Origin of the sequence: Brevirhabdus pacifica, from assembly GCF_002797755.1 — a bacterium.
Classification (GTDB): Bacteria; Pseudomonadota; Alphaproteobacteria; order Rhodobacterales; family Rhodobacteraceae; genus Brevirhabdus; species Brevirhabdus pacifica.
This window is the reverse complement of the sequence record NZ_PGFI01000011.1, coordinates 500418-524883: the sequence shown is the minus strand read 5'-3', so window position 1 is coordinate 524883 and position 24466 is coordinate 500418. Positions and strand designations below refer to the sequence as shown.

Sequence of the window (24466 nt, the reverse complement as noted above, 5' to 3'; positions counted from 1 at the left end):
TCATCTCCCGTCCTCCGCTCATTCGCGAGAGATTGCGACACGATACCGTCAAGGTGTTCGATTTGGGCGTTCAATTTTATTCCCCCTGTTCAATGGCTTCCGCCAATCTGCGCACCTCGTCCTTGTGGCTGCGCAGCGGCTCGTTCGTGCATAGGTTCGCAACAATGTCAGAAACTGCCATGCCCATCCCCCGAAGCGCCCGGATTGCGGTTTCCGCGCCCTCCGACAGCGAAACGAAATCCGCCTCTTCCGCAAATACATCCTCGGCCCCGCCCAGCATGTCGGCGTGCAACGACTCAATGGGAAGGCCGGAGCCAATCAGTTTCAGGCAGGTGCGAAACCCGTTCCGGAATTCCTCAGGAAGGCTCTCCTCGAATCCACTGATTGACGGGTGGTCAACATTTGGTCTGTAGATGATCTTCCCATCCTGCAGTACGCGATTCCAGAATGGCAGCTTCCTGTCGTCGACGAGCTTCTGTCCTCGCCGCTTGTAGGTGCGCTTGGAGGTCCCCTGAAGGCGTTCGACAATCTTCCGCAGCCGCTCCCGGACGATCGGTGGCATCTGCGCATTCGCCTTCCGGACGTCGATTTTCCAATCGGCGTCCATGGTATTTGGAATGTCCACTCGCACACGCGAGAGCTTGGTCAATTCAGTCTGGCGCGCCAAACCGAGCCAGCTTCCGGCAATGATCAGGCGCCTTTCGCGGTAGATGTAGAATCCCTGAGATCGAAGATGCCCTTCTGGCCCGCCGAGGTCGTCCCATGCGGAGCGCGACATCATCTTGTGGTGTGGAAGGGTGAAGCACTGGGTCTCCACGGTTCCCGTGGTTAATGGCAGGACCTCGACCGGATCCACCTGCGTAGCCTTGTGATCCTGCGCAAAGGGATCGACCGGCAACAATCTCCGGCCATTCAGGAAAAGTCGGACTTCGGGACGGGTGCCTTCCATGTATCGGTGGAAGCAGAGTCTGAGATGCCTTTCTGCTCCGGTAAGAGCCTTGTTGATCTCTGCAGCCCGCTTTGTAGCGTCGTGCCGGTAACCAGCAGAAAGCCGATCGAGCTTGCGCCACAGGACAATTGTACCGGTCTCCGGCAAGTGGTCCGCTGCAGGAATGCTCGACAGGTCATCTTCAAGCTCGACGGCCCAGACGTTCGTCTCTGCCACCCTGTCGAGATCCCACGTTGCCGCCGACGTCAGGCCGACCTTCCTGGAGATAACTGACAGCTGACGGCACTGTGAGAAACTGGCGCTCTTCAAGCCCAGACCAAATCGCCCAAGGTCGTGACCTTCGCGCTCTTCCAGCGGATTTCGGGACCCCGGGCGCATCGCCTCGATAAGTTCTGCCTCATCCATGCCGGAACCGTCATCCACCACGGCAATCCAAGGGGCGTCGCCTGTGGTCTCAGCCAGAATCTCCACCTTCGACGCACCTGCAGTGATAGAATTATCGATTATGTCGGCCATCGCTGTCTCCAGCGTATACCCGAAATCCCTCATACCTTCGATCAGCGACGCCGCATGAGGTGTCGCATCGGCCTGTCTTTTTCCGCGCATTTCTCCATTTCTATCGAATTTATCATCTTTCATTTTTCAGAACACATTTCAACTCTTCCGACAATCTTTCAATGGCCGTTGCCACCCTGTTCGAAACCGATGCAAGCACACAATGGCATCGATTTGAAGCATTTATCGAAGGGAATGATGTTTCAGTTCGCAAGCTACGGCAGCGTCGCGTCCCAGCGCTTCACTCTTGAAATTGGGGTAGGACTGACGAAGGAAAAGATCTGATCGTGGCCGACCTCTTCGCCGTGTTCCATATGGATGTTGCCGGAACCGCCTCAAATAAATTCCAGAACAGACGCGCGCTCCTATCGAAGATCAGATAGTGCAACGATCGCAATGAGAATTCGATTGAGAGGAAGCAGATGAATTTCAGTTGCGTGTTGAAGGGCGCCGGAGAGACTTGGCTCCCCGGCAACGCTACCAATCAAACCATCAGAAGTCTGGACCACGGCGTCGCGTGGTGGCTCGCTGCAAAATCGTGACATCTGGCACCTGTTCAGGATTTACAACAATGCGCGCGGCCCCCGAGCGTTCGAACTGCGCCCGCCGTTGAGTCAGCACGTTACACTTACTCCAACAAGTTTCGAGGCTCGCTTCGGATAGCTGCTAATCCCCCGGAAACAGCGCCGTGCTCAGGCGTCGGGCGGCGGCGTGCAGCAGGTCCTTGCGGGCGACCGCCTGGGGGATGGCGATGCGCTGGGTCGGGCCGTGGAAGGCCAGGGCGGCGACGAAGCGTCCCTGGGGATCGGTGACGGGGACGGCCAGGGCGACCATGCCGTCCAGGAACTCCTCGCGGTCGACGGCGTAGCGGTCGCGGGCGATCTGCTCCAGCTCGGCCAGCAGGGTATCGGGGGCGGTGTGGGTCGCGGCGGTGCGTGGGGACAGGTCCAGCGTGCCGACCAGCCGCCGCCGCGCCGCAGGGCCGAGGCTGGCCAGGAAACACTTGCCGCTGGCGGTGCAATGGAAGGGCACGCCGGTCCCGACGGGCAGCTGGATGCGGAAAGCCCAATCGGTCTCGACCCGGTCGAGATAGCTCATCCCCCGGTCGCCGGGCACGACGTAGTTCACCGTCTCTCCCAGTTCATCAGCCAACTCGCGCAGGATCTGGTGGCGCATGATGTGGTCGCGGGCGTTGTGCAGAAGCCCCGCCCCCATTTCGCGCAAACGACGGGCCACCTGGTAGCGTTTGCCGTCGCCCGCCCGGGAGAGGAACCCGTTCTCCTCCAGCGTGGCGCAAAGACGGTGGACAGTCTGCTTGGGCAGGCCGAGGGAGCGGTTGATCTCGGTCGCGGTCATGGCGCGGTCGCTGCGGCCCAGGACCTCGAGGATCAGGAGGGTGCGCAGGTTGGTGGGAATGCGGGTGTCGTCTGACATTCGGGGCCCCGGAAATTTCATGATCGCTTTTCCTGCGAATCACGGTAGCGTCCATTTCACGGCAAAACGATACCAAAAGTCCCATTTTTTGATATTTGAGGAAAGATGGAGTTCGATTACGTCATCGTAGGCGCGGGATCCGCGGGATGTGCCCTGGCCAACCGGCTGTCGGAGGATGGCCGCACCTCCGTTGCGTTGCTGGAAGCGGGGCCGCGCGACCTCAACCCGTGGATCCACGTGCCCGTGGGCTATTTCCGCACCATGGGCAGCCCCGGAACCGACTGGTGCTACCGGACCCAGCCCGATCCCGGCATCGCCGGACGCGCGATCCCCTGGCCCCGGGGACGGGTGCTGGGGGGATCAAGCTCGATCAACGGGCTGCTTTACGTGCGCGGCCAGCCCCAGGATTACGACGGCTGGGCGCAGGCGGGCTGCACTGGCTGGTCCTGGGCCGACGTGCTGCCGCTTTTCCGCCGCTCGGAAACCTGGGAGGGGGAGGACGACACGGGCCTGCGTGGCACCAATGGCCCCCTTTCGGTGCAGAACTCGCGCCTGCGCCGCGAAGTGGTGGACCGCTGGATCGAGGCGGCCGGAAACGCGGGCTATCGCCGCAACCCCGATTACAACGGCGCCGACCAGGAAGGCGTGGGGCTTTTCCAGTTGACCATGCGGGGCGGGCGGCGCTGCTCTTCTGCCGCGGCCTATCTGCGGCCGGCCCGCAACCGGAGCAACCTCACGGTGCTGACGGGGATCCAGACCGAGAGGGTGCTGATCGAGGACGGGCGTGCCGTCGGCGTGCGCTGCCGCCTCAAGGGGGCCGCGCGCGACATCCGCGCCCGGCGCGAGGTGGTGCTGAGCGCGGGTGCCATCGGCTCCCCGCAGATCCTGATGCTGTCGGGGATCGGCGACCCCTGCGAGCTTGGCCGGCATGGCATCGCGGTGCGCGCTGCCCTGAAAGGGGTGGGGCGGAACCTTCAGGATCATCTTCAGGCCCGGCCGGTCTTCCGTACCAGCCTGCCCACGATCAACATTGAGACCGACAACCTGTTCAAGCAGGCGATGATCGCCGTGCAATACCTGCTGACCGGGCGGGGGCCGATGACGATGGCGGCCAGCCTCGGCACCGGGTTTCTCAAGACTGCGCCCCATCTCGACACCCCCGACATACAGTTCCACATTCAGCCGTTCAGCGCCGACAGCCCCGCCGAGGGGCCGCACCCTTTCTCGGCCTTCACGGCCTCGGTCCTCCAGCTTCGTCCCGAAAGCGCGGGGCATCTTGCCCTGCGCTCGGCCCGGATCGAGGATCACCCCGAGATCCATCCCAACTACCTGGCGACCGAAACCGACCGGCGCACCCTTGTCGAAGGCATCCGCATCGCCCGCCGCATCGCCCGGACCGAGCCGCTGAAAGGCGTGGTGCTGGGCGAACATGCGCCGGGCGAGGATCTGCACGACGAGGATTATGACGGGCTGCTCGACTGGACCCGGCGCACGGCGGTGACGATCTACCATCCCACCGGCACCTGCCGGATGGGGGTCAATGACATGGCCGTGGTCGATCCGCGCCTGCGGGTCCGGGGGGTGGGCAACCTGCGCGTCGCCGATGCCTCGATCATGCCGCGCATCGTCAGCGGCAACACCAACGCCCCGGCCATCATGATCGGCGAGAAGGCCGCCGACCTGATCCGCGAGGATGCCGCCGCCCCCTGAACACCCCCTGCTCTGCTCGCCCCCAACGGAAGGATCGCCCGATGCCCCGCCAATATCTCAAGAAGGCCCCGCTCAGCGCCGCGTCGGACGCCTCGGAAACCCACGCGACGGTCAGGACCATCCTCGAGGAGATCGAGGCCGGGGGCGACGCCAAGGCGCTGGAATACGCCCGCCGCTTCGACCGCTACGAAGGCAGCGTCCTGATGTCCGAGCAGGAGATCGAGGCCGCCTGCGCCCAGGTCCCCGCGAAGCTTCGACGCGACATTGACCTAGCCCATGACAACGTGCGCCGCTTTGCCGAGTTGCAGAAATCCACCCTGACCGAGGCCGAGATCGAGCTTTCGCCCGGTTATGTCACCGGGCAGAAGGTGATCCCGGTCGCGACCGCCGGCTGCTACGTGCCGGGCGGGCGTTACAGCCACGTGGCCAGCGCCATCATGACCGTGACCACCGCCCGGGTGGCCGGGTGCAGCCATGTGACCGCCTGCTCGCCTCCCCGGCCCGGCCAGGGCATTGCCCCCGCCATCGTCTATGCCGCCCAGCTTTGCGGGGCCGATCGCATCCTGGCCATGGGCGGGGTGCAGGGGGTGGCGGCGATGACCTTCGGCCTCTTCGGCCTGCCGCCGGCCCACATACTGGCCGGCCCCGGCAACCAGTTCGTGGCCGAGGCCAAGCGGATCCTTTTCGGGCGGGTCGGGATCGACATGATCGCGGGACCCACGGACAGCCTGGTGCTGGCAGACACCGGCGCCGATGCCGAGGTAGTGGCCACCGACCTCGTCAGCCAGGCCGAGCATGGTTACAACTCCCCCGTCTGGCTTGTCACCGACGACCGCGCCCTGGCCGAACGGGTCATCGCCCGCGTTCCCGAACTGATCGAGGACCTGCCCCAGCCCAACCGCGACAACGCCGCCGCGGCCTGGCGCGACTATGCCGAGGTGGTGCTGTGCGACACCCGCGAGGAGATGGCCGCCTGTTCCGACGAATACGCGCCCGAGCACCTGACCGTGCAGGCCGCCGATCCCGACTGGTGGCTGGGGCGGCTGCGCTGCTACGGCTCCCTTTTCCTGGGCGAGGAGACGACCGTCACCTATGGCGACAAGGCCTCGGGGCCGAACCACGTGCTGCCGACCTCGGGGGCGGCGCGCTATACCGGCGGGCTTTCGGTGCACAAGTTCATGAAGGTCGTCACCTGGCAGCGCGCCAGCCGGGAGGCCTCTCGCGCCGTGGCGGAGGCGAGCGCCCGCATCTCACGGCTGGAAGGGATGGAAGGGCACGCCCGCGCCGCCGACATCCGTCTGGCCAAGTATTTCCCCGGCCGCAATTTCGACCTGTCCTGCGATGAATGATCCGCGCGAACTTTTCGACCTGACGGGGCGCGTGGCCTGCGTCACGGGCGCAAGCTCGGGGTTGGGGCGGCGCGCGGCGCTTTGCCTGGCCGCCGCCGGGGCACGGGTGGTGGCGGTCGCGCGGCGGCAGGCCCCCCTGGAGGCGCTGCGCGACGAGATCGGGGCGGGTGCGGCCTGCCTGCCGGTCGATTTGGCCGACGGGATCACGACCGGGCGCATGGCGACGCTGGCCGATGACATCGCGGCCCCCTTCGGGCCGCCCGGCATCGTGGTCCATGCGGCGGGCATCAACACCCGCCAGACCGCCGACGAAGTCACGCCGGACGCCTGGGACAGGACCCTTGCGCTCAATCTTTCGACGCCCTTCTTTCTCAGTCAGGCCCTGGTGCCGGCAATGCGGGCGCGCGGCTGGGGACGGATCGTCACCTTTGCCTCGCTTCAGACCACCCGGGCCTTTCCGGGCGGCATCGCCTATGGCGCCAGCAAGGGCGGGATCGGCCAGCTGACCCGCGCCATGGCCGAGGCATGGTCGCCCCACGGGATCACCGCCAACGCCCTCGGCCCCGGCTTTTTCCCGACCGAGCTGACCCGCGCGGTCTTCGATGCCCCCGACCGCGCCGCGCGCAATGCGGCGCAGACCTGCATCGGGCGCAACGGCCAACCCGAGGACATGGACGGGCCGCTTCTGTTTCTCTGTTCTCCGGCGTCGGATTACGTCACCGGTCAGGTCCTGATGGTGGACGGGGGGTTCTCGGCAAAATGAAAGCACTGGTCTACGAGGGCGAATGCAATCTTGCGCTGCGAGAGGTGCCCCGGCCCCTGCCCGGCGCGGGTGAGGTGCTGATCCGCGTGGGCGCGGTGGGCATCTGCGGCTCGGACATGCATGCCTATCTGGGCCACGACGCACGCCGGCCCGCGCCGCTGATCCTGGGGCACGAAGCCGCCGGCACCGTCGAGGCGGGGGCCGATGTCCCGGGCGCCCCGTCAGCGGGAACGGCGGTCACCATCAACCCGCTTGTCACCTGTGGGACCTGCCCGGCCTGCGTCGCGGGGCGGGAAAACATCTGCCCCGACCGGCAGATCATCTCGATGCCCCCGCGCGAAGGGGCCTTCGCGCAGTACCTCGCCATGCCCCCCGCCAACCTGGTGCCCGTGCCCGAGGGTATCCCCCTGGCACGCGCGGCCCTGGCCGAGCCGCTGGCTGTGGGCTGGCACGCGGCGCGGATCGGGCTGGCGGTCCTGTCCCCGCATGGCGATCCGGTGCCGGACCGCGCATTGGTCATCGGCGGCGGGGCGATCGGGCTGGCCTCGGCGCTGGCGCTGGCGGCGATGGGCCTGCGCGACATCACCATCCACGAACCCCATCCGGCACGGCGGCATTTCCTGGCCGATCGCTGCGCCCAGCGGGTCAGCGAGAGCCAGGTCGCGGCGCCCCTGGTGGTGGACGCGGTCGGTCTGGCCGCCACACGCGCCGCGGCCTCTGCCAGCGTGCTTCCGGGCGGGGTGATCGTGCACGTGGGCCTTGCCGAGGATCTGGGCGGGCTGGATGTCCGTCGCATGACCCTGCAGGAGGTCACCTTCATCGGCAGCTACACCTATACGGCCCAGGATTTCCGCGATACGGCCCAAGCGTTATTCGACGGCCGGCTGGGCCCGCTTGAGTGGTTCGAGACGCGCCCGCTGGAGAAGGGCGCCGAGGCCTTCGCGGATCTGCGGGCGGGCGCGGTGGCCGCCCCCAAGATCGTGCTGGATCCCTGGGCCTGACCCGCCACCCCTTTCAGAAACGATAAGGGCCGCCCAAAGGGGCGGCCCGCATGACCCCCCCGACGGGGGGGGGGGCGTGGCGATGTTCGCTCAGGCGCTCATGTCGAGGGCGCGGGGGCGGGCGGTCGATTGCTCGGACTGGCCCTGCCCGTAAAGCGTGGCAACACGGTCGCCGGCCGGCGACTGTGCCAGCGGGGTCAGCGCGCCGCTGCCGCCATCGGCGGCCTTGGAGATCTGGCTGAGCAGCATGCCGCGAACCGCGCTGTCGCGGGCTTCGATCGCGGCCTCTCGGGCAAATCGCGACTCGTCCTCTTCCGAGGCGACGAGCGCCCGGGCGTCGTCGGCGGAGGCGCTTGCCGTGGCCTTGCCGGCCTGGCTCGTGCTCGGTGCCTGCGCGGTGCTGGCGGACACGTTGGTGCCCGATCCGCTCGCGGAGGTTTCTTTGACGGGTGCGTCGGTAGCGGTCTGGCTTTCTGCCGGCGCGCTGTCCGAAGTGCTCGTCTGCTTTGCTGTCGGGTAGGACAGCAGCGGGTTACTTGTAATCGATACCATTATTCTTCCTCACTTAATGGGTGCTGAACATCTAGGCTTGCCAATCGGCGCGAAAGCGGAAGCCGAATGACGATTTCGGGGCATTTTCGGGGCCTGCCCACGCATGACGTGTGGTTATTTCCGCCTCTGCGGCGTCCCCGCGTCCCCGTTCCATGCCGTCGCACCCTGTGGATCCCGGGCGACAGACCGCCTGCGAGAGGGGTGCGCGACACCCGGCGGATTTGACACCCGGTCCCCTTTTCCTAGATAATGAGGGCAGTTGAGCTACCCGAAATTACATAACAAGAAACAAAAAAGAGCAGCGGACCAGTCGTCCGCCAGGACCCGATGAGCCTTCTCAAGACGACGCAGGCCCCCCTTTCGATCGGAAAGGCCAGCAAGCGCGATGTGCGCACGCAATTCGCGGCGCTCTGCTATCGCAAGCGCAAGGACGAGACCCAGATCCTTCTGGTCACCAGCCGGGGCACCGGTCGATGGATCTTGCCCAAGGGCTGGCCGATGGACGGAATGACCCCCGCCGGCGCCGCCGAGCAGGAAGCCTGGGAAGAGGCCGGCGTGAGCGGCAAGCTCAAGAACATCTGCGTCGGGCTCTATTCCAGCGTCAAGTTGCTGGACGACGGGCTGGAAGCGCCCTGCGTCGTGGCCGTCTTCCCGCTGAAGGTCACGTCGCTTGCCGACGATTTCCCCGAGGCCGGTGAACGGCGGCGCAAGTGGTTCAGCCCCAAGAAGGCCGCCTCGCTGGTGCTGGAGCCCGAGTTGCAGCACCTCCTGCGCAGTTTCGATCCGCGCCTGCTGAGCTGACCGACCCGTTTGCCGGCGCCTTGGCCCCGGCCCGGGTCACGCCCGCTGCCAATCGCGTCAAAATGCGCCGCGCGCTCTTTGCAACCCTGCGCCCCGGCCTTAAATCATAAGCATGCCAGCCCGATGGCGCGCCCCTTCCGAAGCGCCTGTCGGTCGTGGCGCCGACGATCCCACTGCGTCCCCGTCCGGGGGCGCCCCCCTGCCCGTCGCGATCCGATCGCGCAAGAACCGGGCCTGATGACGATGATCCGATACGCACTCAAATGCGGCAACACCCATGATTTCGACAGCTGGTTCGCCTCTGCCGAAGGGTTCGACATGCAGCAGGCCGCGGGGCTTGTCGCCTGCCCGGTCTGCAATTCGACCGACGTGGAGAAAAGCGTGATGGCGCCCAACGTGGCGCCGGGGCTGGCCTCGCGCACGGGGGCCGAGCGCACAGCGGCCGCGCCCGAAGCATCGTCACCGCCCGACCGGCCCGAGCCTGCCCGCAAGGGCGGCAGCGCGGGCCCGCTTTCGGAACCCGCCTCGGGGGCCGAGCGTGCGATGGCCGAGCTGCGCCGCAAGATCGAAGCCACGACCGAAGACGTGGGCGACAGCTTTGCCCGCGTGGCCCGCCAGATGCACGAGGGGGAGGTCGACCCCCGCGCCATACGTGGCCGCACCAGCTTCGAGGAGGCCCGCAAGCTGCATGAGGATGGCGTGCCCGTCCTGCCCCTTCCCTTCGGAACGCGCCGCCGCTCCAACTGACGCGACTGCGCCCGTTGCGACCGGGCGGCGCCCCGGCTGCCACGCGGCCCTTGCCCTTGCCCCCGCCGCGCCCTAAGAAGCCCCGGGTTCAGGAAGAAGGGCGCCATGCCACGTCTGGTAATGAAATTCGGCGGCACGTCCGTCGGGACGCTTGACCGCATTCGCCGCGCGGCGAAGCGTGTCGGGGTCGAGGTGGCCAAGGGCTACGAGGTGATCGTGATCGTGTCGGCCATGTCCGGCAAGACCAACGAGCTTGTCGGCTGGGTCGAAGAGACCGCCCCCCTGTTCGACGCGCGCGAATACGACGCCGTCGTCAGCTCGGGCGAGAACGTGACCGCGGGGCTCATGGCCCTGACCTTGCAGGAAATGGACGTCCCCGCCCGAAGCTGGCAGGGCTGGCAGGTGCCGCTGCGCACCACCTCTGCCCATTCCTCGGCGCGGATCGTCGATATCCCGACCGACAACCTTGATGCCAAGTTCGCCGAGGGCATGAAGGTCGCCGTCGTCGCCGGTTTCCAGGGCATCAGCGACGAGGGTCGGATCACCACGCTGGGACGTGGCGGATCGGATACCACCGCGGTTGCCTTCGCCGCCGCCTTCAATGCCGAGCGTTGCGACATCTACACCGATGTCGACGGGGTCTATACCACCGACCCGCGCATCAGTTCGAAGGCGCGCAAGCTTGACCGCATCGCCTTCGAGGAGATGCTGGAACTGGCCTCGCTGGGCGCCAAGGTGCTTCAGACCCGTTCCGTCGAGCTTGCGATGCGCTACAATGTGAAGCTGCGGGTTCTGTCCAGCTTCGGTGAACAGTCCGACGATGCCGGAACGCTCGTCTGTGATGAGGAGGATATCGTGGAATCCAACGTAGTATCTGGCGTCGCCTATTCGCGCGACGAAGCCAAGATGACCCTGATCTCGGTCGCCGACCAGCCGGGCATCGCCGCCGCCATCTTCGGCCCGCTCTCCGAAGCCGGGGTCAACGTGGACATGATCGTCCAGAACATCTCGGAAGAGGGTCGCACCGACATGACCTTCTCCTGCCCCGTCTCCGAGGTGAAGCGCGCAGAGAAGGCGATGATGGAGGCCAAGGAGGCCGGCGCCATCGACTTCCAGGAGCTGGTTGCCGACACGGATGTCTGCAAGATCTCGGTCGTGGGCATCGGCATGCGCAGCCACGCGGGCGTCGCCAGCAAGATGTTCAAGGCCCTCTCTTCCGAGGGGATCAACATCAAGGTCATCACCACTTCGGAAATCAAGATTTCTGTGCTTATCGACCGGAAATACATGGAACTTGCGGTTCAGGCGCTGCATGATGCTTTCGAATTGGAGAAAGCGGCTTAAGGGTTCATGACCCAGCAAACTGAATCGGAATCGCGCAAGCTTCTCGGGCGCCTGCGCGAAGCGCTGGCCGAACAGAGCGATGGGCAGGAACGTCTGGACCGGATTACCCGGCTGATCGCGACCTCGATGGGGGCGCAGGTCTGCTCGATCTATCTTTTCCGCGATGCCGACACGCTGGAACTTTGCGCGACCGAGGGTCTGAACGCCGCCGCCGTCCACAAGACGCGGATGCGTCTGGGTGAGGGTCTGGTCGGCCGTGTCGCCAAGACCGGCCGCGCCATCAACAGCGCCAACGCCCCCCAGGAACGCGCCTTCCGCTACATGCCCGAGACCGGCGAGGAGATCTATTCCTCGTTCCTGGGCGTGCCGATCCAGCGGCTGGGCGAGAACCTGGGCGTGCTGGTTGTCCAGTCCAAGGAGGCGCGGCAATTCTCGGATGACGAGGTCTACGCGCTGGACGTGGTGGCCATGGTCCTGGCCGAGATGGCCGAGCTGGGCGCCTTCATCGGCGAGGGGGCGGCGCTGTCGGCCCGCCACCAGCAACAGGTCCTGTTCCGCGGTGTCTCGGGGCAGGAAGGGGCCGCCGTCGGCCGGGTGCTGCTGCACGAGCCGCGCGTCGTCGTCACCAATCCCATCGCCGACGATCCCCACGAGGAATCCCGCCGCCTGCATGCCGCCGTCGATACCCTGCGCCTGTCGGTCGACGACATGGTCAGCTTTGCCGGCAATGGCGACCAGGAACAGCGCGAGGTCCTCGAGGCCTATCGCATGTTCGCCAATTCCAAGGGCTGGCTGCGCAAGATGGAAGAGAACATCGCCCGGGGCCTGTCGGCCGAGGCGGCGGTGGAAAAGGAACAATCGGCCACCCGCGCCCGGCTGAGCCAGGTGCCCGACGCCTACCTGCGCGACCGGCTGCACGATCTGGATGACCTGTCCAACCGGCTGCTGCGCATCCTGACGGGTCAGGGCCGCGACGGCTCGGACCCGATGCCGGACGATCCGATCCTCGTGGCCCGCCACATCGGCCCCGGCGATCTTCTGGAATACGGCCGCCAGCTGCGCGGCGTGGTGCTGGAAGAGGGATCCGTCGGCTCGCACGCGGCGATCGTGGCGCGGGCACTGGCGATCCCGCTGGTCATCAACGCGGCCAACATCACCACCGAGGCGCTGAACGGCGACCCCATACTCGTCGATGGCGACCAGGGCATCGTGCACCTGCGCCCCGAGGAAACCGTCGCCGCCGCCTTCCGCGACAAGATGGCGATGCAGGCCGAGGCGCTGCAACGCTATGCCTCGATCCGCGACCGGCCGGCGGTAACGCTGGACGGGCACCGGGTCGTGCTGCGGATGAACGCGGGGCTTATGGCGGACCTGCCGTCGCTGGAAAGCTCGGGCGCCGAGGGGGTCGGGCTGTTCCGCACCGAGCTGCAATTCCTGGTTCGCAACAAGATGCCGAAGCGGGCGGAGCTCGCGTCGATCTATGCCCGCGTGCTGGACGCGGCCAAGGGCCGGCCCGTCACCTTCCGCACCCTCGACATCGGGTCGGACAAGGTGCTGCCCTACATGAAGCGCACCGAAGAGCCGAACCCCGCCCTTGGCTGGCGCGCGATCCGCGTCGCCCTGGACAAGCCCGGCATCATGCGGATGCAGCTTCAGGCCCTGATCCGGGCCGCCAACGGGCGCGCCCTGACGGTGATGTTCCCCTTCATCGCCCAGCTCGAGGAGTTCGAGGAAGGGCGCGACATCCTGATGCGCGAGCTGGAGCGCGAGGAGCGACTGGGCCATCCGCTGCCCGAGACGGTGCGCGTCGGCGCCATGCTGGAAACCCCCTCCATGGCCTTCGCACCCAACCGCTTTTACGAGCGGGCCGATTTCATCTCGATCGGGGGCAACGACCTCAAGCAGTTCTTCTTCGCCGCAGACCGCGAGAACGAGCGGGTGCGCCGCCGCTACGATTCACTCAACGTCAGCTTTTTGGGGCTGATCGAGCATATCGTCGCCCGCTGCAACGAGACCGGCACCGAGCTGAGCTTCTGCGGCGAGGATGCGGGCCGCCCCGCCGAGGCCCTGTGCCTTGCCGCCAGCGGCCTCAGGATGCTGTCCATGCGCCCGGCCTCCATCGGGCCGATCAAGCATTTCCTGCTGCGCTCTCGCCTGGACGAGATCAAGGACGTGATCGACACCGCCCGCGCCGAGGGCGCCCAGTCTGTGCGCCCGGCGGTAATGGCCTACCTGGCCGAACGCGCGGGTCGCTAGACCGTCCTTCCCCAACGAACGAACATTCCTGACGGCGGCTTTCAGCCGCGACCGGCCGGGGCCTGCTGCCCCTCGGTTGCCATCTCGGCAAAGCTGGTGACGGGGCCTGCAACCCCCTCCCACGCGCCGGGATGCAGGGCCTGACCCAGCACCCGGTCGGGGTTGGTGGGCGGCGGAAACTCCACCCCCTCCATGCGGGCAAACCCGAAGCGCCGATAATAGGGAAGGTCCCCGATCAGCAGCACCCGCTCCCAGCCCTCGGCCTCGGCGCGGGCCAGGCTGTCGCGGATCAGCAACCCGCCCAGCCCTTCGCCCTGGTGGGTCGGATGGACGGCGACGGGCCCCAGCAGAAGGGTCGGCGCGCCTCCCACCCGGACGGGCCAGAAGCGGATCGCGCCGGCCACGCCCCCGTCGCGGTCGCGGGCAACGGCGCTCAGCGCGCGCAGCGGCGCCACACCCTCGCGCAGGCGGTAGGAGGACAGCGCCTCGCGCCCCGGAGCGAAGCACAGATCGAAGAGCGCCTCGACCTCCCACCAATCATTGTCCGTTTCCGGGCCGAGTTGAAACACGCCGTCATTTCCTGATCTGGGCCCGATTTGGGCTGGAATCGCTGCTATCACGGCGTTACCCCTTGGGCAAACAAGGAGTCCGCCGCGTGTTCTACCGCCCCGAAGACGGTCACGGCTTGCCGCACAACCCGTTCAACGCCCTCGTCACGCCCCGTCCCATCGGCTGGATCTCCAGCCGTTCGGCCGACGGGCGGGACAACCTGGCGCCCTATTCCTTCTTCAACGCCGTGGCCTACGTGCCGCCGCAGGTCATGTTCTCCTCGACCGGGTCCAAGCCTGACCGGCAGCACGGCAAGGACAGCCTGTCCAATATCGAGGCGACCGGATCCTTCTGCGTCAACATCGTGTCCTACGCCCTCCGGGATGCCATGAACGCGACCTCGGGCCCCTACGCCGCCGGCGTCGACGAGTTCGAGTTGGCGGGCCTGGAAAAGGCCCCGTGCGAGACGATCCCCTGCCACCGGGTGGCGGCGGCGCCGGCCGCGCTGGAATGCCGGCTGACCCAGATCGTCCGGCTGGAGGGGGCCGCCAACTACCTTGTGCTGGGTGAGGTCACGGGCGTGCATATCGACGACGCGGTCCTGCGCGACGGGATGGTCGACGTGCTGCGCTTCAACCCGCTGACCCGGCTGGGCTACCAGGATTATTCGCACATCAGCGAGGTGTTCAGCATGGTTCGTCCCAATGGGTGAGGCAAAGACCGTGATCGGCGTCATCGGCGGATCCGGCGTCTACGAGATCGACGGGCTGGAAGACGCCCGCTGGCAGGACGTGCAGACGCCCTGGGGCGCCCCCTCGGACCAGATCCTGACCGGGCGCATTGGCGAGGTGGCGATGGCCTTCTTGCCGCGCCACGGGCGCGGGCATGTCCACAGCCCCAGCTCGGTCCCCTACCGCGCCAACATCGACGCGCTGAAGCGGCTGGGCGTGACGGACGTGATCTCGGTCTCGGCCTGCGGCTCGTTCCAGGAGGCGATGGCACCGGGCGATTTCGTCATCGTGGACCAATTCGTCGACCGCACCTTCGCGCGTGAGAAAAGCTTCTTCGGCCCCGGCTGCGTGGCCCATGTCTCGGTCGCGCACCCCACTTGCGCGCGCCTTGGCGACGCCTGCGAGGCCGCCGCCGCCGCAACCGGCGTGCGCACCCATCGCGGCGGCACCTATCTGGCGATGGAAGGACCACAGTTCTCGACCCTTGCCGAGTCCCGGCTCTACCGCGAGGTCTGGGGCTGCGATGTGGTCGGCATGACCAACATGCCCGAGGCCAAGCTCGCCCGCGAGGCCGAGCTTTGCTATGCCTCGCTGGCCATGATCACCGATTACGACAGCTGGCATCCCGACCACGGAGAGGTCGACGTGACCGAGATCATCGCGACGCTGACCGGCAACGCCAGCAATGCCCGCGATCTGGTCGCCCGACTGCCCGCCGGTCTGGGCCCGGACCGCGCCCCCTGCCCCTGTGGCTGTGACCGGGCGCTGGAATTTGCCCTGATGACCGCCCCCGACAAACGCGACCCCGAGGTCCTGGCACGGCTGGATGCCGTCGCCGGACGGGTTCTGGGTGCCCCCGACAAAGGATGACGACAATGGCTGCCGCCAAGCGCAAGACTGTGCGGGACTATATCCGCACGATCCCCGATTTCCCCCACAAGGGGATCATGTTCCGTGACGTGACCACCCTTTTCGCCGACGCGCGCGGATTCCGCATCGCCATCGATCAGCTGCTGGATCCCTATGCCGGCACCCGCATCGACAAGGTCGTGGGCCTCGAGGCGCGCGGCTTCATCCTGGGCGGCGCGATCGCGCATCAGCTGGGCGTGGGCTTCGTGCCGATCCGCAAGAAGGGCAAGCTGCCCGGCGCAGTTCATTCGCAGGACTACAAGCTGGAGTACGGCGAGGCCACGGTCGAGATCCACACCGACGCCCTGCAACCCGGTGAGCGGGTGCTGGTGGTCGATGACCTGCTGGCCACCGGCGGCACCGCTGAGGCCGGGATCCGCCTGCTTGAAAAGCTGGGCGCCGAGATCGCGGGCTGTGCCTTCATCATCGACCTGCCCGATCTGGGCGGTCGCGCCCGGCTTGAGGCGATGGGCATCGAACTGCACGCGCTTTGCGATTTTCCGGGCGCGTAAATTATTTGGTAAGACCGCGTCTCTAGATCGGGAAGTGCCTGCATTTACGGGCATAACTGCTTGCAAACGCGCCCCGCCACTTACGGCGGGGCGTAAACGCGGCAAGGCTGCGGGCGCGTCCCTTAACCGCGATTTTCGGTCGGCACCACAGCCCCGGGGTTCATGATCCCCGTCGGGTCCAGAGCATTCTTGATCGCCCGCATCGCCGCCAGTTTCACCGGATCGCCATAGCGTTGTAGGTCCGACAGTTTCAGCCGCCCCACCCCGTGCTCGGCACTGATTGATCCGCCCAGCTCATGGGTCAGGTCATGCACCAGCCTGTTGAGGCGGGGGCGGTCGGTCTCGAACTCCTGCCGGGATTTTCCGGCCGGCGGGAAGATGTTGTAATGCAGATTGCCGTCGCCCATGTGGCCAAAGCAATTGACGCGCAGCGGCCCCACCCCGGCGACCGCACGTCCGGCGCGATGAATGAACTCGGGGATTGCGCCGAGCGGCACCGAGATGTCGTGGGACGAGATCGAGCCGATGCGCCGGTTGGCCTCGGGCAGCATCTCGCGCAGATCCCAGAATTCGTTCCGCTGGGCCTCGGACCGGGCGATCAGGCCATCTTCGACCAGCCCCCGCTCCATCGCCGCAACGAAAAGCTTCTCCAGCGGGGCCGAGGGGTCGTCGGATTCGGTCAGGTCCAGCTCGATCAGGACGCACCAGGGCGTCGGCGCGTCGAAAAGCGGACGCTCGCGCAGCCCGGTTTCGGCCAGGAAGGCCAGGCCCTGCCCGCCGATCAACTCGAAGGCCGAGACGCTGGGCCCCAGTAGGTCGCCCGCCAGCGCCAGCAGCGACAGCGCCGCCTGGGGGTCGGGCACCGCCAGCAGCGCGGTGGCCCGAGCCGCCGGCAGCGGAAAGAGCTTGAGCGCGGCCGCCGTAATGACCCCCAGCGCCCCCTCCGACCCGATCAACAGGTTGCGCAGGTCAAAGCCGGTGTTGTCCTTGCGCAGGCGGCTCAGGCCGCGCCAGATCGTGCCATCGGGCATCACAGCCTCAAGCCCAAGACACAGGTCTCTTGCGTTGCCATAGCGCAGGACATTCACACCGCCCGCGTTGGTGGCCAGGTTGCCCCCGATCCGGGCCGACCCCTTTGAGGCCAGCGTCAGCGGGAAAAGCCTGCCTGCCGCCTCGGCGGCTGTATGGATGTTTTCGAGGATGGCGCCCGCCTCGGCGATCAGCACGTTTTCCTCGGGCAGCACCTCGCGGATGGCGTTCATTCGCTCCAGCGACAGGATGACGGGCGCGGGCCCCTCGGGCATGACCTGGCCCGCGACAAGACCTGTTCCGCCGCCATAGGGCACGACCCCGACCGATGCATCGCGGCAGACCCGCACCACCAGCGCCACCTCGGCAGTATTGGCAGGGGCGACCAGCAGCCCGCCCTGGCCCTGGAACCGACCGCGCGGCTCTTCCAGGTAACGCGGCTCCAGCGGGCGGAAGGCGCCCTCGGGCAGCCGGTTGCGCAGGATCTCGGCAAAGCTGTCATCGGCGGGCTTGAGCATGGATCTTCCTTTCGCTGCCAATGTTTAATCAGCGTGGCGCGAAAGGGGCAAGCACCTGCCTCCGCGAAGGAATGTCGCTGGCCTCAAAAGGGCCGGATCAATCGGGCTGGGGGGCGCGCAAGTAGTTGGGGCGCAGCACGATCACCGTGGGGCGCCTCGGCAGGCTGCGCAGGGACAGGGTGACCGAGTTCTCGCCCTCCTGACGGATGTCGAATTCGGCCGAGGCGGCGGCGACGAACCGCTCCAACGAGCCGCCCCGGAACCAGTGCATCGGCAGCACCACCGAGGAGCGCAGCCGCCGCAGCACCCGCATCATGCGCGGCAGATCAAGGGTGGTGCCCCCGTCGACGGCAGCCATGACCACGTCGAGCCGCCCCAGGGCCGCGTATTGGGCCGCGTCAGGTTCGTGGTGCAGGTGCCCCAGGTGGCCGATGCACAGGCCCGCGACCTCGAAGACGAAGATCGAATTGCCGTTGCGATCCACCGTCTCGTCAAAGGCCGAGCGGATGTCGGTGTTGACGTTGCGCACCAGCATCTCGCCCAGGTCCAGCCGATGCTCCACCCCCTCGGCGGTGGGGCCCCACCCCTTCAGGACATGGGGGATGCGCGGATCCGGCATGGCGGTCCAATGGGTCTCGTGGGCGCGGTTCATGGTGGCCACGTCGGGAAAGAAGTCGGTGGCGCCGATGAAGCCCGTGTAATCGGTCACCGCGCTGAGCCCGCCGGGCGTCTCGATCAGGAAGGAGGCATGCGCCAGGTAGCTCAGCCGCACCATCTCCTCGGGCAGGGGATCGCGGGCGCGGGCGCGGCGGCTGGCCGTCCGGGGCCCCGCGCCTGCCGGCAGGGCGGCAAAGCGCGCGCCGGGGATATCGCCGGCCAGCGCGATGCAGTGGCTGGGCACGCGGGGCGTGCGGGCATTCCCCTCGGGCGCAGCACCCTGCCCCGTGGCCTGGGCGTGCAGGGTGGCGGGCGGCGTCGCCAAGGCAAAGCCCGCGGCCAGAAGCAGGACCCGGCCGGCCCGCACTGTTGGGAAATAGATCCGCATGGGATCAAGGATAGCCCATCGGGCGATTCTCTCACAGGGCGACGGTCAGGGGCCCGCCCGGGCGCCCTGTCCCCTACTCCAGCCCCACGACGGTCTTGCCGCGCCGGTCGGTCCGCAGGCAGGCGTAAAGCACGTGGTTGCGCCAGCGCCCGTTGATCTGAAGATAGCTCTGCGCCACGCCTTCGTATTTGAAGCCCGAGCGTTCCAGCACCCCGCGAGAGGCCACGTTCTCGGGCAGGCAGGCGGCCTCCAGCCGGCTGACCTCGAGGTTGGTGAAGGCGTAATGCACCACCGCCTCGATCGCCTCGCGCATCAGACCTTGGCGGTGGTGCCTCTCGCCGATCCAATATCCCAGCGTGCCCGCCTGCGCCGGCCCCCGGCGGATGTTGTCGAGGGTCAGCGCGCCGTAGAAGGTCTCGTCCCGGCCGATCAGAAACAGCGGCATGGCGCTGCCGTCCAGCGCCGCGCGATGGGCCCAGTGGACCCGGTGCACGAAGGCCTTGCGCGACAGGTGGTCGGTCGACCAGGCGGGCTCCCACGGCTGGAGGAACGAGGCGCTTTCGCGCCGCAGGTTGGCCCAGGCCGCGAAATCCCCGTGCTGGGGCAAGCGCAGGATCATGCGCTCGGTCTCGATCCGCAGCTTGGAACGGCGCCTCAGCATCAGGCGGCCAGCCTCTCCCGCAAGCCTGCAAGCGTGGGCGCGCGCGCCACGTCTGCCGGCCCGTAAAGGGCAAGCGCCGCCTCGCCCTTGCCGGCCATGGCCGCGCCGAATTCCTTGACGTCGCCGGTGGTGACGGAATCGATCCGCGCCACGATCTCCGACAACTCGGGCACCCGGCCCCAGACCGCAACCATGCGCGCCATGCGCTCGGCCCGGTTCGAGGGGCTTTCCAGCCCCATCACCATCCCGGCCTTCATCTGGGCCCGGGCGCGGGCCACCTCGGCGGGGGTCATGTCGCTGGCGGCGCGGCGCATCTCGTCGATGGTCAGGTCGGCCAGCTCGCCGATCTGCTCGCCGCTGGTGCCAGCATAGATGGTCATCAGCCCCGTCTCGGCATAGCTGCCGGCCTGGGCGAAGATGGTGTAGCACAGGCCACGCTTCTCGCGGATCTCCTGGAACAGGCGCGAGGACATGCCGCCCCCCAGCGCCGTGGCGTAGATCTGGGCGGTGTAGACATCGGGGTCCCGGTAGCCGGGCGATTGCAGGGCCAGGGCGAAATGGACCTGCTCCAGCTCCTTGATCTCGCGCCGCTCGCCGCCCCGGAAGGCGGCCATGTCGGGCTCCAGCACGGGGCGGGCGGGCATGTCGCCGAAATATTTCTCGGCCGCGCGCACCAGCGAGTCGTGATCGACCGCGCCGGCGGCCGACAGGATCATCTGGCCGGGGTTGTAATGCTCCCCCACGAAGCTTGCCAGATCCGCCCGCGAGAAGGCCGAGACACGCTCGGCCGGGCCCAGGATCGTCCGCCCCAGGGCCTGGCCGGGATATGCGGCCTCCTGCAGCCAGTCGAAGATTACGTCGTCGGGCGTGTCCAGCGCCTGGCCGATCTCCTGCAGGATCACCCCACGCTCGACCTCGATCTCGGCGGGGTCGAAAAGCGGGTTGCGCAGGATGTCGGCGATCACGTCCAGCGCCACCGGCACATCGGCCTTCAGCACACGGGCGTAATAGGCCGTCACCTCCCGCGAGGTATAGGCATTGAGGTAGCCGCCCACGTCCTCGATCTCCTCGGCGATGCGCAGCGCGCTGCGCCGGGCGGTGCCTTTGAAGGCCATATGCTCCAGGAAGTGGGCAATACCGTTCTGCTCGGGCCGCTCGTTGCGCCCGCCCGCCGTCACCCAGACCCCGATCGAGGCCGAGCCCAGCCCGGGCATGGCCTCGGTCACGATGCGGAACCCGTTGGGCAGGGTGTGAAGTTCGACTGTCACGCGCGGATATTCCCCCGGATATGGGCCTTGATGGCCTCCAGATCATTGGCAAGTCGCGTCACCCTTTCGGGGCGCTCGAAGATATCGGCCATGCGCGGCGGCAGGGCCGGTCGCTGCCCGGTCGCCTGTTCCACGGCATCGGGGAACTTGGCGGGGTGTGCGGTTGCCAATGTAATCATCGGAACGCCATCCGCCAGATGCTCCTCGCCGACTTTGACGCCGACGGCGCTGTGGGGGCACAAAAGCTCGGTCGCGGTCTCGAGGGTGCGGGCGATGCTGGCCAGCGTCTCCTCCTCCGAGGCCCGCCCCGAGGCAAAGACCTCCTGCAGACGCGACAGCGCGCCCTGGCTCAAATCGAACCCGCCCTCGTCGCGCAGCTCGTCCATCAGCCGGGCCACGGCGGCGCCGTCCCGGTCGTAGACGTCAAACAGCACCCGCTCGAAGTTCGAGCTGACCTGAATGTCCATCGACGGGCTGATGGTGGGGCTGACGCCGGTCTTGCGATGGCTGCCGTCCTGCAGGGTGCGGTGGATGATGTCGTTCTGATTGGTCGCCGCGACCAGCCGCTCGATCGGCAGGCCCATGGCGCGGGCGACGTAGCCGGCGAAGATGTCGCCGAAATTGCCGGTGGGGACGGTGAAGCTGACGGGCCGGTGGGGCGCGCCCAGGCTGGTCGCCGCCGAGAAGTAATAGACCACCTGCGCCAGCACCCGGCCCCAGTTGATCGAGTTGACCCCCGCCAGCGAGACCGCATCGCGGAAGTCCATGTCGTTGAACATGGCCTTCACCGCCGACTGGCAATCGTCGAAATCCCCGTCCACCGCGATGGCGTGGACATTGTCCTCGGTCGGGGTGGTCATCTGGCGCCGTTGCACCTCCGAGACCCGGCCATGGGGATAAAGGATGAAGACATCGACATTGCCCAGGCCCCGGAAGGCCTCGATCGCGGCCGAGCCGGTGTCGCCGCTGGTGGCGCCGACGATGGTCACCCGGCGGCCGTTGCGGTCCAGCAGCGTCTGGAATAGCTGCCCGATCAGCTGCATGGCGAAATCCTTGAACGCCAGGGTCGGCCCGTGGAACAGCTCAAGCAGGAAGTGATCGGGGCCCAGCTGCACCAGCGGCGCCCGCGCCGCGTGGCCGAAGGGCGCGTAGGCCCGCGCGATGATGCCGCGGAAGGTCTCGTCGTCCAGCGCGTCGCCAAGGAAGGGGCGCATCACGCGAAACGCCACCTCCTCATAGGAAAGCCCCGCCAGCGCCGCGATCTCGTCCGGCGACATGCGCGGGATCTCGGCCGGCACGTAAAGCCCGCCGTCGCGCGCAAGCCCGGTCAGCACGGCCTCCTCGAAATCAAGTTCGGGTGCGGTTCCGCGGGTGGAGATATAGCGCATGTCGGTCCTGCCTTGGGTCGGTCACCGCCTGATACGCCACAGAAGCAGCCCTGTCATCCCCAGCCAGATCGCCGCCAGCGAAAACCACGTCAGCGCGTATTGCAGGTGATCATTGGGGATGCCGGTCGAGCTGATCGGCTGGACCAGCACCTGGGGCGCCTTCTCGTCGCTTGTCCGCTCGACGATGAACAGCGGATCGGTGTCGAGGGCGGCGGCCATCTTGTCCACGTCGCGCGCGAACCAGATGTTGCGGCCCAGGTCGGCCTCGGGGGTGAAGCCGTCGGTCTCCCGCGGCCAGTCGAGATTGCCGGTGATCGTGGCCTCCACCGGCGGACGTGCCGCGTCCTTGTCCTCCTCGCGCACGAAGCCCCGGTCCAGCAGAACCCGGCGCCCGCCGGTCTCGAAGGCCGCCACAACCCGGTAGCCCGCGCCCTGCCCCTTGACCGAGCTCAGAACATGCAGCTCCTCGTCGGTGATCCGCCCCGTCGCCGTCACCGGCAGGTAGCGGTCGCGCTCTGGATCTGCCGCGCTTGGCAGGGCGACCGGCGCGCCGTGGATGCGGGCCTCGATCTCGGCGATCCAGCCCTGCTTCCACTCAAGCCGGTCCAGCTGCCACAGGCCCAGCCACACCAGAACGGCCGCGCCGCCAAGGCCGAAGGCCAGGGGAAGAAGGGTGCGTCGGAACAAGGGGTATTCCTTCCTGTCGGAAATGCGAAAGGGCGACCCGCCGCCGCCCTTTCATTGTCGTTCAAATATCCCCGCCGGAGGCGTCCCCGGCCGGGGATCCGCGGGCGTCAGCCGCCCCAGATGTAGACCGCGGCGAAGAGGAACAGCCACACCACGTCCACGAAGTGCCAGTACCAGGCCGCCGCCTCGAAGCCGATGTGCTTCTCGGGGGTGAAATGGCCGCGGTAGACGCGCAGCAGGCAGATGAACAGGAAGATCGTCCCGATGATCACATGCGCGCCGTGGAAACCCGTCGCCATGAAGAAGTTGGCGCCGTAGATGTTGCCGGCAAAGCCGAACGAGGCGTGCATGTATTCATAGGCCTGGAAGACCGTAAACACGAGGCCCAGCACGATGGCGATGATCAGGCCCATCTTCAGGTCGCGACGGTTGTTGTCGTGAACCAGCGCGTGGTGCGCCCAGGTCGCCGCCGCGCCCGAGCACAGCAGGATCAGCGTGTTGATCAGCGGCAGGTGCCAGGGATCGAAGGTCTCGATCGAGGGGGGCGGCCACTGGCCTTCCGAGAAGGTCGCCATCGGATACATCGCGTGCTTGAAGAAGCTCCAGAACCAGGCCGCGAAGAACATGACTTCCGACATGATGAAGAAGATGAAGCCATAGCGAAGGCCGATCCGCACCACGGGGGTGTGGTCGCCGACCATGCTTTCCTCGACGACGTCCGACCACCACGAGAACATGGTGTAGAGGACGCCGGCCAGGCCGATAAAGAACAGCCAGGGCCCGTTGTCATGCATCCAGAGGACAGCCCCGAACAGCATGGCAAAGCCGCTGACAGCGCCGATGAAGGGCCAGACGCTGGGATTTAGAATGTGGTAGTCGTGGTTTTTTACGTGGGCCATTTGATCCCTCGATACAGGCTCTTGTTGGTCGGTTCTTGCGGGCGAAGAGCAAGGCTGGCCTGCTCTTCGGGGAGTTCGGTCTCATAGAAGGTGTAGCTGAGCGTGATCACCTTCACAAACTTGGCGTCGGCATCCTCGACGATTTCGGGATCGACGTAGAAGGTCAGCGGCATCTGCACCCGCTCGCCCGGCTGCAACACCTGCTGGGTGAAGCAGAAACAGTCGATCTTGGTGAAATAGCCGCCCGCCGCATAAGGGGTGACGTTGTAGGTCGCGGTGCCCGCGACCACACGGTCGGTGGGGTTGTAGGCCTCGTAGAAGGCCATCGCCGTCTCGCCGATCTTCAGCTCGATCTCGCGCTGGACGGGCTTGAAGGTCCAGGGCATGCCCCGGTCCAGCGAGCCGTCGAAACGCACCTTGATGGTCTGGTCCAGCACCCGGTCGGCCCCGGCCTCGGCGACCGAGGTCGTCCCACCGAAGCCGGTGACGCGGCAGAACCAGTCGTAGAAGGGCACCGCCGCCCAGGCCAGCGCGCCCATGGTGACGACGACGCCGACCAGCATCAGGGCGGTCCGCCCCGCCGCGCGGTTGCGCGGATCCGGCTTGCGGGGATCGGGCGTGCTCATTTCGCACCTTCGGTCATCTGCGGGCGCACCGTGTGGTCGAAGCCCTCGATCGGGCCGTCACGGGTCACCTTGACCACGGTCAGGCCGAAGACGATGGCGACGAAGCCCAGCAGGCAGGCGCCGACCCAGAGGTTGCGCCCGAAGCGTCGCTGGTGAAGTTCGTGATCCTTGCCGAATGCCATC

General features: G+C 67.0%; 24 protein-coding genes and 1 pseudogene. 12 read left to right on the top strand and 13 right to left on the bottom strand.

Annotated features, from left to right (window positions below):
• Positions 1-76: 76 nt before the first annotated feature.
• Positions 77-1588, bottom strand: coding sequence for an ATP-binding protein (locus CLV77_RS02725; RefSeq protein ID WP_197685766.1), 1512 nt, complete (start codon positions 1586-1588; stop codon positions 77-79).
• 459 nt (positions 1589-2047) lie between these two features.
• Between CLV77_RS02725 and CLV77_RS16930 the strand changes: the two are divergent.
• Positions 2048-2167: pseudogene (locus tag CLV77_RS16930) on the top strand (protein NO VEIN domain-containing protein); the annotation flags it as partial.
• Between the two features lie 3 nt (positions 2168-2170).
• On the opposite strand, the gene CLV77_RS02720 reads toward CLV77_RS16930, so the two are convergent.
• Positions 2171-2938, bottom strand: coding sequence for an IclR family transcriptional regulator (locus tag CLV77_RS02720; RefSeq protein WP_076979367.1), 768 nt, complete (start codon positions 2936-2938; stop codon positions 2171-2173).
• A gap of 105 nt (positions 2939-3043) precedes the next feature.
• On the opposite strand from CLV77_RS02720, the gene CLV77_RS02715 reads away from it, so the two are divergent.
• The 4 genes from CLV77_RS02715 to CLV77_RS02700 are packed head-to-tail and all read left to right on the top strand — an operon-like array spanning position 3044 to position 7761.
• Complete coding sequence (locus tag CLV77_RS02715) at positions 3044-4648, top strand: GMC family oxidoreductase (RefSeq protein ID WP_076979368.1); 1605 nt, start codon at positions 3044-3046, stop codon at positions 4646-4648.
• Between the two features lie 41 nt (positions 4649-4689).
• Positions 4690-5997 carry a histidinol dehydrogenase gene (gene hisD / locus CLV77_RS02710; RefSeq protein WP_076979369.1) on the top strand — a complete coding sequence of 436 codons (1308 nt, stop codon included), beginning with the start codon at positions 4690-4692 and terminating at the stop codon, positions 5995-5997.
• The gene (locus CLV77_RS02705) at positions 5990-6760 is read left to right on the top strand and encodes an SDR family NAD(P)-dependent oxidoreductase (protein WP_076979370.1); all 771 of its coding nucleotides are present in this window, start codon (positions 5990-5992) and stop codon (positions 6758-6760) included. The genes hisD and CLV77_RS02705 overlap by 8 nt, the downstream gene beginning before the upstream one ends.
• Positions 6757-7761 carry a zinc-dependent alcohol dehydrogenase gene (locus CLV77_RS02700; RefSeq protein WP_076979371.1) on the top strand — a complete coding sequence of 335 codons (1005 nt, stop codon included), beginning with the start codon at positions 6757-6759 and terminating at the stop codon, positions 7759-7761. The genes CLV77_RS02705 and CLV77_RS02700 overlap by 4 nt, the downstream gene beginning before the upstream one ends.
• 90 nt (positions 7762-7851) lie before the next feature.
• Here CLV77_RS02700 and CLV77_RS02695 read toward each other — a convergent pair whose 3' ends face one another.
• Positions 7852-8313, bottom strand: a complete 462-nt coding sequence (locus tag CLV77_RS02695; protein ID WP_143815116.1) for a hypothetical protein — start codon at positions 8311-8313, stop codon at positions 7852-7854.
• A gap of 327 nt (positions 8314-8640) precedes the next feature.
• Here CLV77_RS02695 and CLV77_RS02690 point away from each other — a divergent pair, with 327 nt between their 5' ends.
• The 4 genes from CLV77_RS02690 to ptsP all read left to right on the top strand — a co-directional run bounded on the left by CLV77_RS02690 (position 8641) and on the right by ptsP (position 13461).
• Complete coding sequence (locus tag CLV77_RS02690) at positions 8641-9114, top strand: NUDIX hydrolase (RefSeq protein WP_076979373.1); 474 nt, start codon at positions 8641-8643, stop codon at positions 9112-9114.
• Positions 9115-9351: 237 nt separating this feature from the next.
• Entirely contained in the window at positions 9352-9861 is a 510-nt protein-coding gene (locus tag CLV77_RS02685) for a DUF1178 family protein (protein WP_321174950.1), read from the top strand.
• A 105-nt stretch (positions 9862-9966) separates the two neighbouring features.
• Positions 9967-11205 (top strand): aspartate kinase, encoded by a 1239-nt coding sequence (locus tag CLV77_RS02680; protein ID WP_076979374.1) that lies wholly within the window; start codon positions 9967-9969, stop codon positions 11203-11205.
• Between the two features lie 6 nt (positions 11206-11211).
• Positions 11212-13461 (top strand): phosphoenolpyruvate--protein phosphotransferase, encoded by a 2250-nt coding sequence (gene ptsP, locus CLV77_RS02675; RefSeq protein WP_076979375.1) that lies wholly within the window; start codon positions 11212-11214, stop codon positions 13459-13461.
• 41 nt (positions 13462-13502) lie between these two features.
• Here ptsP and CLV77_RS02670 read toward each other — a convergent pair whose 3' ends face one another.
• Positions 13503-14030, bottom strand: a complete 528-nt coding sequence (locus CLV77_RS02670) for a GNAT family N-acetyltransferase (protein WP_076979376.1) — start codon at positions 14028-14030, stop codon at positions 13503-13505.
• A gap of 86 nt (positions 14031-14116) precedes the next feature.
• Here CLV77_RS02670 and CLV77_RS02665 point away from each other — a divergent pair, with 86 nt between their 5' ends.
• Genes CLV77_RS02665 through CLV77_RS02655 form a run of 3 tightly spaced genes read left to right on the top strand, consistent with a single transcriptional unit; the run spans position 14117 to position 16162 of the window.
• Positions 14117-14722, top strand: a complete 606-nt coding sequence (locus CLV77_RS02665; protein WP_076979377.1) for a flavin reductase family protein — start codon at positions 14117-14119, stop codon at positions 14720-14722.
• Positions 14715-15611, top strand: a complete 897-nt coding sequence (locus CLV77_RS02660) for an S-methyl-5'-thioadenosine phosphorylase (RefSeq protein ID WP_085047188.1) — start codon at positions 14715-14717, stop codon at positions 15609-15611. The genes CLV77_RS02665 and CLV77_RS02660 overlap by 8 nt, the downstream gene beginning before the upstream one ends.
• 5 nt (positions 15612-15616) lie before the next feature.
• Positions 15617-16162, top strand: a complete 546-nt coding sequence (locus tag CLV77_RS02655) for an adenine phosphoribosyltransferase (protein WP_076979379.1) — start codon at positions 15617-15619, stop codon at positions 16160-16162.
• A gap of 122 nt (positions 16163-16284) precedes the next feature.
• On the opposite strand, the gene CLV77_RS02650 is transcribed toward CLV77_RS02655, so the two are convergent.
• The 9 genes from CLV77_RS02650 to CLV77_RS02610 form a co-directional block, all read right to left on the bottom strand.
• On the bottom strand, positions 16285-17709 hold the full coding sequence (locus CLV77_RS02650) for an FAD-binding oxidoreductase (RefSeq protein WP_076979380.1): 1425 nt from the start codon (positions 17707-17709) through the stop codon (positions 16285-16287).
• A gap of 97 nt (positions 17710-17806) precedes the next feature.
• On the bottom strand, positions 17807-18754 hold the full coding sequence (locus tag CLV77_RS02645) for an MBL fold metallo-hydrolase (RefSeq protein ID WP_083707713.1): 948 nt from the start codon (positions 18752-18754) through the stop codon (positions 17807-17809).
• A 73-nt stretch (positions 18755-18827) separates the two neighbouring features.
• The gene (locus CLV77_RS02640) at positions 18828-19415 is read right to left on the bottom strand and encodes a GNAT family N-acetyltransferase (protein WP_076979381.1); all 588 of its coding nucleotides are present in this window, start codon (positions 19413-19415) and stop codon (positions 18828-18830) included.
• Positions 19415-20683: a M16 family metallopeptidase gene (locus CLV77_RS02635; RefSeq protein WP_076979382.1), complete on the bottom strand. Its 1269-nt coding sequence runs from the start codon at positions 20681-20683 to the stop codon at positions 19415-19417. Before CLV77_RS02635 ends, CLV77_RS02640 begins: the two co-directional genes overlap by 1 nt.
• Positions 20680-22071 carry a threonine synthase gene (thrC, locus tag CLV77_RS02630; protein ID WP_076979383.1) on the bottom strand — a complete coding sequence of 464 codons (1392 nt, stop codon included), beginning with the start codon at positions 22069-22071 and terminating at the stop codon, positions 20680-20682. Before thrC ends, CLV77_RS02635 begins: the two co-directional genes overlap by 4 nt.
• Positions 22072-22092: 21 nt before the next feature.
• Positions 22093-22758 (bottom strand): SURF1 family protein, encoded by a 666-nt coding sequence (locus CLV77_RS02625; RefSeq protein WP_076979384.1) that lies wholly within the window; start codon positions 22756-22758, stop codon positions 22093-22095.
• A 107-nt stretch (positions 22759-22865) separates the two neighbouring features.
• Complete coding sequence (locus CLV77_RS02620; RefSeq protein WP_076979385.1) at positions 22866-23657, bottom strand: cytochrome c oxidase subunit 3; 792 nt, start codon at positions 23655-23657, stop codon at positions 22866-22868.
• Complete coding sequence (locus CLV77_RS02615) at positions 23645-24283, bottom strand: cytochrome c oxidase assembly protein (protein ID WP_076979386.1); 639 nt, start codon at positions 24281-24283, stop codon at positions 23645-23647. The genes CLV77_RS02620 and CLV77_RS02615 overlap by 13 nt, the downstream gene beginning before the upstream one ends.
• Positions 24280-24465: a hypothetical protein gene (locus CLV77_RS02610; RefSeq protein ID WP_076979387.1), complete on the bottom strand. Its 186-nt coding sequence runs from the start codon at positions 24463-24465 to the stop codon at positions 24280-24282. Before CLV77_RS02610 ends, CLV77_RS02615 begins: the two co-directional genes overlap by 4 nt.
• Between the last annotated feature and the right edge of the window lies 1 nt (position 24466).